The organism is Gilliamella sp. App4-10 (assembly GCF_001690495.1).
GTDB lineage: Bacteria > Pseudomonadota > Gammaproteobacteria > Enterobacterales > Orbaceae > Gilliamella > Gilliamella apicola_G.
In genome coordinates, this window is the sequence record NZ_LZGS01000020.1 from 1 (window position 1) to 7,969 (window position 7,969).

At 37.1% G+C, this 7,969-nt stretch carries 6 protein-coding genes; all 6 read left to right on the forward strand.

Annotation, left to right across the window (positions count from 1 at the left end; genetic code table 11):
- A partial coding sequence (locus tag A9G23_RS03490; RefSeq protein ID WP_141674905.1) for a DUF2345 domain-containing protein occupies positions 1–1,594 on the forward strand: 1,594 nt, incomplete at its 5' end.
- Entirely contained in the window at positions 1,591–2,601 is a 1,011-nt protein-coding gene (locus A9G23_RS03495; RefSeq protein ID WP_065586303.1) for a DUF4123 domain-containing protein, read from the forward strand. The genes A9G23_RS03490 and A9G23_RS03495, both read left to right, overlap by 4 nt.
- Positions 2,591–5,650: a T6SS effector BTH_I2691 family protein gene (locus tag A9G23_RS03500; protein WP_065586304.1), complete on the forward strand. Its 3,060-nt coding sequence runs from the start codon at positions 2,591–2,593 to the stop codon at positions 5,648–5,650. The genes A9G23_RS03495 and A9G23_RS03500 overlap by 11 nt, the downstream gene beginning before the upstream one ends.
- 13 nt (positions 5,651–5,663) lie before the next feature.
- The gene (locus tag A9G23_RS03505; protein WP_065586305.1) at positions 5,664–6,587 is read left to right on the forward strand and encodes a putative type VI secretion system effector; all 924 of its coding nucleotides are present in this window, start codon (positions 5,664–5,666) and stop codon (positions 6,585–6,587) included.
- On the forward strand, positions 6,584–6,712 hold the full coding sequence (locus tag A9G23_RS11710) for a hypothetical protein (RefSeq protein WP_255306877.1): 129 nt from the start codon (positions 6,584–6,586) through the stop codon (positions 6,710–6,712). Before A9G23_RS03505 ends, A9G23_RS11710 begins: the two co-directional genes overlap by 4 nt.
- 165 nt (positions 6,713–6,877) lie before the next feature.
- Complete coding sequence (locus A9G23_RS03510; RefSeq protein ID WP_065586306.1) at positions 6,878–7,828, forward strand: putative type VI secretion system effector; 951 nt, start codon at positions 6,878–6,880, stop codon at positions 7,826–7,828.
- Positions 7,829–7,969: the final 141 nt, after the last annotated feature.

Sequence of the window (7,969 nt, forward strand, 5' to 3'; positions counted from 1 at the left end):
TGGCAGCGACTATCGTTATGCTGAGCACTATCAAGGCTTAGCGAGCAACGGACAGGGAAATCCACACACTCATGGTGAGGATAATAGTGATAATGACCATAACACTTACGATAATCAGATTGAAAGTGGTCAGTGGTATGCCCGTATTCGTCATGAACAGGCGATTAGCCAGCAAATTATTCTCAAAGGCAAGAGTAATCACTATCACCTTGCCCCCGGTCAATGGATTAACCTCAACGGCAGTCCGCTAGCAGATATTAATGACGGTATCATTATTTTAAATGTACAGGGGCAAGGTAATCGCACTGATGCTTATGAGCTCACCTTTACCGCCATTCCTTATCAAGCCTTAAAACCCTATCGCCCCGCGCCCATACGCTGGCCACAAGTCAGTGGTACTTTACCGGCAAGGGTCACCAGTCCCGACAATGACATTTATGGCTATATTGATACCCAAGGACGCTATCGGGTTAAATTTAACTTTGATTTAAAAGAGTGGAAAAGTGGCATGGAAAGCTTGTGGGTCCGCTTAGCCAAACCGTATGCGGGTAACACCTATGGCTTTCACTTCCCGTTAATTGATGGCACCGAAGTGGCCATTGCCTTTATGCAGGGCAATCCCGATAGGCCGTATATTGCCCATGCGATGCATGACAGTGCTCACCCCGACCTTGTTACCACTATTAACAAACACCGCAATGTGATTCGCACGCCGGCTAATAACAAACTGCGCATGGATGATAAACGTGGGCAAGAGCATATTAAACTGGCCACCGAATACGGCAAAACTCAACTTAATTTGGGGCATTTGGTCGATAATAAAAAACAACCCCGCGGTGAAGGCTTTGAGCTACGCACCGACGAATGGGGGGCGATTGCCGCCAATAGAGGCTTATACTTAACCACGCAAACCCAGCCGAAAGCGCAAGGCAAACAACTCGATATGCAAGCGGCGATTGCCCAACTTGAAAATGCCTTAGCCATTGCCAAATCCCTACAAAATGCCGCTACCCAGTCCGAGGCACACAGCGCCGATACCGACAGCCAAGACCAACTTAAAGCCAACTTAAGTGAACTGACCCAAAGTGGCATTTTAGCCTATGCTCAAGAAGGCCTGGCCCTAACCAGCCCTGAAAATATTCAACTGACAACAGCGAGCAGCCTCACCTTAACCAGCGAACATCAAACCGACATTAACGCTTTAAACAACGTCACCCTTTCATCGGCTGAAGCGATTGGCTTATTTGCGCAAAAAGCGGGCATGAAACTGTTTGCCAACCAAGGCGATATTGAAGTACAAGCCCAAAATGCTAACCTTAATATGGCCGCCAAACAAGATATTAAAGTGGATAGTGTCGATGGTGAGGTAACTATCACGGCGAGCGATGAACTAACGCTCATCTGTGGTGGCTCTTATATCAAAATCAGCAGTGAAGGCATCGAACTGGGCACACAGGATAATATCTATCTTAAATGTAATGTACAGCAAAAGATGGGACCGGCGAATAAAAAGGTAGTAAATACGCTACCTATTGGATGCCAAAGGACATTATCACAACAAACAAAAAAACAGGGGGCATTAGTTGAACTATGACTAAAACAAATAATACGCCTGAACTTTTTCTATATGAAGATGATAAATTGTCTGATGGACAAATTAGTAAAATAGCAGATGAATTAATAAAAAACGCTAAAGAAGCAGACTATTGTTATTTGCTATTAGATTTAAGCTTGCGTGATCTCAGTGATTTAGCCTTAGAAAATCACGTGTATGCATATATCGAAGATAACTATTCAAAATTGCAATTTATTCAATTTGATCACCCCATGTTCAATATTCAAAATGTGCCAGTATTACTTCCATTCAATTTAAATGAACAAATTGAAATATTAAAACAATTAATCCAGTTATCTTTTCAAAAAACAAGAACAAAAGCATTATTATCTGGAAAAGGAAGAGCAATTTGTGGTTGGTTATTTTCGAATGAAAAAATACAAGATCTAAGTGATTATATTGCTAATTTATGCATTCAAAAGCACTCAATGTCATTCAATTATTATTTGCTACGTATTTATGATCCTGCGGTATTGAGTTCTTTGTTAAGTCTAATATTGCCGCAAATTAAAGATAAGATTCTTAGTGCAACAACATGTTGGGCAGTACTCAATGGCGATGGTGTATTAGAATGTTATAAAGCGGCAAAAATTCGCTGGGAATTTGTTGTTCATCGTTTAGGATTAAATAATCAAGAAATGAAAGATATTGCAAATATTGGCATCGAAAATCAAACATTAATAAAATATCGACATAAGTATAAAAACCAACCTCGTTATCACGAAGCACAAGCAAGAGAACATATACGAAAAGCACTACTCATTGCTAATCAATACCAATTAAATGATGAACAAGATAAAGTTTTGTTTGCTTTGCATTACTTAACGATAGGTAGTGAATTTCATCGTACCCCAAAAGTTGCAGCGTTATTAAAAGAGAAAGGAACATATTACCAGAAGCGAGTTGCATCAATGACAGAAGAAGAATGGCAAGTAGCTAAGCAACAAAGTCAAGAATTAAAACTAGGAGAAAGCTATGCATTGTGATTGTACTTCATCAAAAGGATTGACAATATTGCCGGTTAATTATTGTGCTATTCCAAAAGTTGAGGGGCTTAAACTGCCGAGTTGGGCAAATCATCCAGATATTACTAAAGCTAAACTCAAATATAATTATGACTATGCATTAAGAGTAGTTCGTGAAGGTTTTTTATATCTCTTTTATGAAGAAGGTGCTAGAGGAAGTAACTATTGGGAAGTCTACAGAATAGCTGAAAATGGTAGTTTTTGGAAACAACTTTCAACCCAAATGGCAAGTGCTGAGGAAGACTGTGGTTGTGCTGCCACTTTACAAAATACAGCCAGTGCTGAATTTATTTGCATTGAACAACCAAAGCAGTGTGGCAAAGTCTGGTTAGCTTATAGTGAGCATAAATGGCAAGACGATGTGCTAGAAAACTATGAAACGAATAGTCAGTTACGCAGTGAAAGAATGACAATGTTTGAGCCTAAAAACATGGCAGCAGGCGCAATAGCTGACGAAAAAGGTATCGCACAATTAAATCAACAAAATATAAAACAAATTATTGATTATGCAGATAAAGATATCAAATCAAAAATAGCCGATCCAACAATTAAACATTTTAATAATCTGGTTTCAGATGACATAAATCAATGGAATGCTAAGTTCTTAGATAACCATTGCACCGCTTTTCCATGGGCCGTTGACCGTCATTTGAATAATACTATTGAATCTGTTTCACAACGTTCAATTGAACCAAGTGGTTACATTGTAGGACTAATGGATGCGGTCGGCATTGCTTATGAATTAAATGGTTGGTGTAATGAAATTGTAGGATACTTACAGCTATTTAGTGAAGAGCGTGAACATGAAATTCAATCCGATGCACTATTAACATTTTTTGAAAATAGCTTTATTCAATCCACAGAAGACGAACGACGTAAAAATTTAAATATCTATGAAGAAATGTGCAGAGAAAAAAATAATTATTGGCTAGAAGAAGTAATAAAAACAGAGGGTACTGATTGGCTACAAAAGCGTAGAGGCCAATATTACAACCAATATCGCTTTGAACCCGACATGCTAGCTGGGCTAAATAAAGGCCGTGATCTGTTTGAGGATTGGATAAAAGATTCACGAGTTGTGTCGAGCAATTATCGACGATTGGATCTTGTCATGAAACGTGTGCAAAGTAATAAAGATATCAAAGCCTATCTTAAAACTATAGCCAAATTGCGCAAAGATGCAGAATTAACCATAGCTATACGCGAATTAATGCACAAAACCGAAGTCGACAAAATTCGCACTATACCAAGAGAAGAATTTAAAAAATACCAAGCCCGAATTAATCAACCGTTAAGAGACACCTATCACCAAAAATACGAACAAATCATGAAACAAGCAGGCTTGTTGCACGAACAGCGTAGCGAAAATGTATTTATATGGATCCAAAGCGATAATTACCTTAATGCGTTAAATGACTATAGTCAAAATAATATAGAAGACGGAATCGAATTTGAGCGTGTGGTTGTCACAGCGATAGACGGCGTGCAAGACACGAAAATAGGCAATGATATTATTGGTGAATGGATAAAAGCGCGTGAAATTCCTAAAACCAATCTACTTTGGCGAGCAGTTGCCTTTAACCAAAATGGTGCCGTTAAAGAGCTAGAAGAATTTTTACTGGATGCTGAAAAACGCAGTAAAGTCGACGGCGAAGGAAGACTGATTCACATCTTGTTCAATACGCCTAATAACTTATCTAACTTTACTGGAATTTGTCAAGAAATCAACGCCAACTTGCAAAAAAAGAAACCCAATGCCAATGTTAAATTTATTGATAAATTCGCCTACAAGCGCGATAAACTTGCCTCTATTTTAATTGGCAAATTTTTCCGTATTAAACCTATTAGCGTGGTGGTCGGCAATATGCGTATTGCAGCTGATCATATTAATCACTTTATCGCCCAAAAAATATTTATGGCAAGGGCAGGACTTGAGCCAGAAGTAGTTAACGGTGTCATGCATGAAGATTACATCCGTCGGACTTGGGTCGACAGAATGAAACAATTAAACATTGATAATCGAATGTTCTCAGGCCCTTTTCCGCAAGTAGGACAAAGAGGTATGAGGGGTATGTTGATTAATAGTTACTTAAAAAACTACACTCATAATATTTTAAGAAAAGTTATTATAAAAAGAGCGGAAAAACCAGATGATATTATCATTAAAAGAAAACACGATGAAATGTGGGGTAATCATAATAACCAATCATTTGGACGTAATTTAAAAGACACAAGGCTATCTGCCGTGTTGCTTGTTTTTCAGCTACCGGTTATAGCAACGTTATTTATTCAAAAAGACAATTACAACGGCGATGAATTTACTAACTTAGTACTGTCTGCTTCATTGAGTTTGGTCAGCTCATTCACCAATGTGCTAATCAAACCTGTCGAAATTTCCTTTAAAAGTACTAAACTAGTAACAAGGTTAAGAATTGCAGGGCATTTAACCAGTGGGGTATCGTCGATATTTGGATTATTATATGCAATTCCACAGATAACGAAAGAAAATCAAGATAATATTGAAAAATCTCTAAATGTATTAAATGTAGCTGTATATGTTAGCCAGTTTATAAAATCCAGTTCAGCTCTGTTGGCATTGTCGAATAGATTGGCTAGTCGAATTATTATTAAGCAGTTTATTATAATGGCTGGGTTTAGAGTTTTTACATTTTTTGCCACATGGTGGGTGCAATTAATTTTAATGGTGGTGGATTTTGTTCGGACATTGATTGTTGATGACGATATCCAAAAATGGATTAGAGCTACCCGTTTTGGTACTCAATATGATCGTGATGTATCCCCAAATTTTGACGCAGAATTAACAGCCTTTAAAAAGCTAATAAAAATTGAAGAAAATCAAGAAAAAGTTGAACAAGCCACCGACAGCTTTTTAACTTATATTGGTTGGGATAGTTCAATCTTTTCTGATTTTTCGCTTAATAATATTTTAGGCATTGATCCAGAAAGTAATTCACAGTTCCAATTAAATACTCCTTATTCACTAAATTAAGAGCGATAAGCATATGACCCTAAAATCATTTTATAAAATTCAAAATAAGATTGTAGATAGATCGTGGCGACACCCAGTAACTGATCCTGTACTGCCTTGTTGGGGTGATGAATTTACCTGCATTCGCGGAACAATAAAACGCATTGATTTACAAGAAGGAGAACGCCAATTTGAGATTGAATCATATGAAAACGTAAAAAAGAGTATTGAAAGAACTGAAAATGCAGCAAAAATAGGTGCAATTATTGGAATTATGCGGGGGCAATATGGTATGACTGGAGGAGCAAAAGTTGAACCTATTTCACGCAAGGCTAATTTTGTCAATGTACAAATTGAAAATGAAATTTATCGCGGTTGGGTTGGAGATTGTCCATTTCAACCTGGTGATGAAGTGATTGTGGTCGCTGAATGGCAATATGACCATTACGAAATTTATGCCATTGTTAAACCCGATGAACAGATGATTAGTATCTGTCCAAATTGTTGTAGGGGACGTTGGGCTTATTTCTTTTACGCATTTCCACGTACTATTCTCATGTTGTTAATTGCAATTTTGATAGATACAGGAATATATGCTCTATATGAGGGTCTTAATAAAGTTTTAGTCTTACATAAATATTATTTAAACCATCTTAGCATCGTTTCAATGGTTTTTGGTTTTATTGCCTTTATTGGTTTATATATTGCTTTAAAAGACTGTTTTAAAACCAAAGCCAAAATAGCCGAACAAATATTTAAAGCCCTAAATTGGGAAAAAGTATCATGGATTGATTTAAGGCGATTTACCAATAAAAAAGTCAGAAAATTAAGACGTCAAAGGAAGGTTAAAATTAAAAATGATAAAAACCAACCCACAATTAGGTTTTTCTCAATGCGTGATGATAATAATCTTTTTTACTATAAAAAAATGAATAAGAAAAATGGTGTACTGACATGAGCCTAAAAATCTTTTATAAAATTCAAAATCAAATGGTCGACAAATCTTGGCTATATCATGCCACGCCACCGGTTTTACCCTGCTTGGGCGATGAGTTTACCTGCATCGCAGGAACAAGAAGATAACGCATTAAAATCAATATTCAAAAAAATATGAAGATGAGCTAGCCGAATATTACGCCGAACAAGAACAAAAACGTATCAAAGAAAATATGCCCGTATTCTCATCGAGTGATTGGCAAATTATTGATAATTGGCCTATCCCTCAATAATTATATAAGGAATTCGATTATGCCTTACGCAAAATATGATGGTAACGACCCTATCTATAAAGATAAAGAGCAGCTATTAAAAAAAACCGGTATTAGTATTACCGATCCGATCCTGCCACCCCAAAATTTGGTTAAATTAACCGGCACCCTATCCGAATTTAAAGGTCTATTTTGCTATGCACAGCTGGGTGATGGCGCTTATTTAAGTGACGAGCAAAAACAAAAACAGCAAAATCAGCTTAGAAAGGGCGCACTACTTGCCACCTTAAATGGTAATAGTATTGCCGCGCTGGCTGGCTTAGGCCATGCCAATGGTAATGACCGTAGTAATCTATTTGCGGCACAATATATCACTGCCAAATTGAATGACACCATCACGTTAAAAGGTTGGCTCGGTTTTTATAAATTTAATGATGGCGATCAAGTCGAGGTGGTCGCCGAAAAACACGCTGACCATTACGAAGTGTACGCCATGCTCAAACCCAGTGAACAAATTATCTCGCTGATCCCTTTATGTTTTGCCGGGCGTAATCAAGCCTTCAAACAATATCGTCTACCTATGTTTTTCTTTTATGTTATTTGCGTGCTATTAATGAACTACTTTTTTTTCGATTTTTCGTTGGAAAATTTGACCATTGGTTTTGGTACATTAGGGGTAATATTAGGGGCAGCTTTTTTTAGGGTTTACAAAAATTCGCTTGCCACGCATGTCACGCTGGCGGAGCGCATTTTTACGCTATTGGGCTGGCAAGAAGTTACTAACATTAATTTAGCCAAAATAAGTATGCAATATGTTGCTAAATTAATTAAGCAAGGAAAATACTCAACTAAATATAATAATAGTACGGATCTATATACAAGACCACCTAAAACTGGAGAAGCATGGAACTTTTATTATTACGATCTAGATGTATTATGCAAAAAAGGCAAGACACCCTTACGAGTTAATAATAAAAACAGAAAAAAATAAAATAATACGTTAGAGAATATTATTATGCCTTACGCAAAATATGATGGTAACGACCCTATCTATAAAGATAAAGAGCAGCTATTAAAAAAAACCGGTATTAGTATTACCGATCCAATCCTACCGCCCAAAAATTTGGTTAAA

Bases quoted from the DNA above. Each gene is read 5' to 3' on its own strand.
- A9G23_RS11710 (WP_255306877.1), top strand. From the start codon at position 6,584: ATGAGCCTAAAAATCTTTTATAAAATTCAAAATCAAATGGTCGACAAA.
- A9G23_RS03505 (WP_065586305.1), top strand. From the start codon at position 5,664: ATGACCCTAAAATCATTTTATAAAATTCAAAATAAGATTGTAGATAGA.
- A9G23_RS03510 (WP_065586306.1), top strand. From the start codon at position 6,878: ATGCCTTACGCAAAATATGATGGTAACGACCCTATCTATAAAGATAAA.
- A9G23_RS03500 (WP_065586304.1), top strand. From the start codon at position 2,591: ATGCATTGTGATTGTACTTCATCAAAAGGATTGACAATATTGCCGGTT.
- A9G23_RS03495 (WP_065586303.1), top strand. From the start codon at position 1,591: ATGACTAAAACAAATAATACGCCTGAACTTTTTCTATATGAAGATGAT.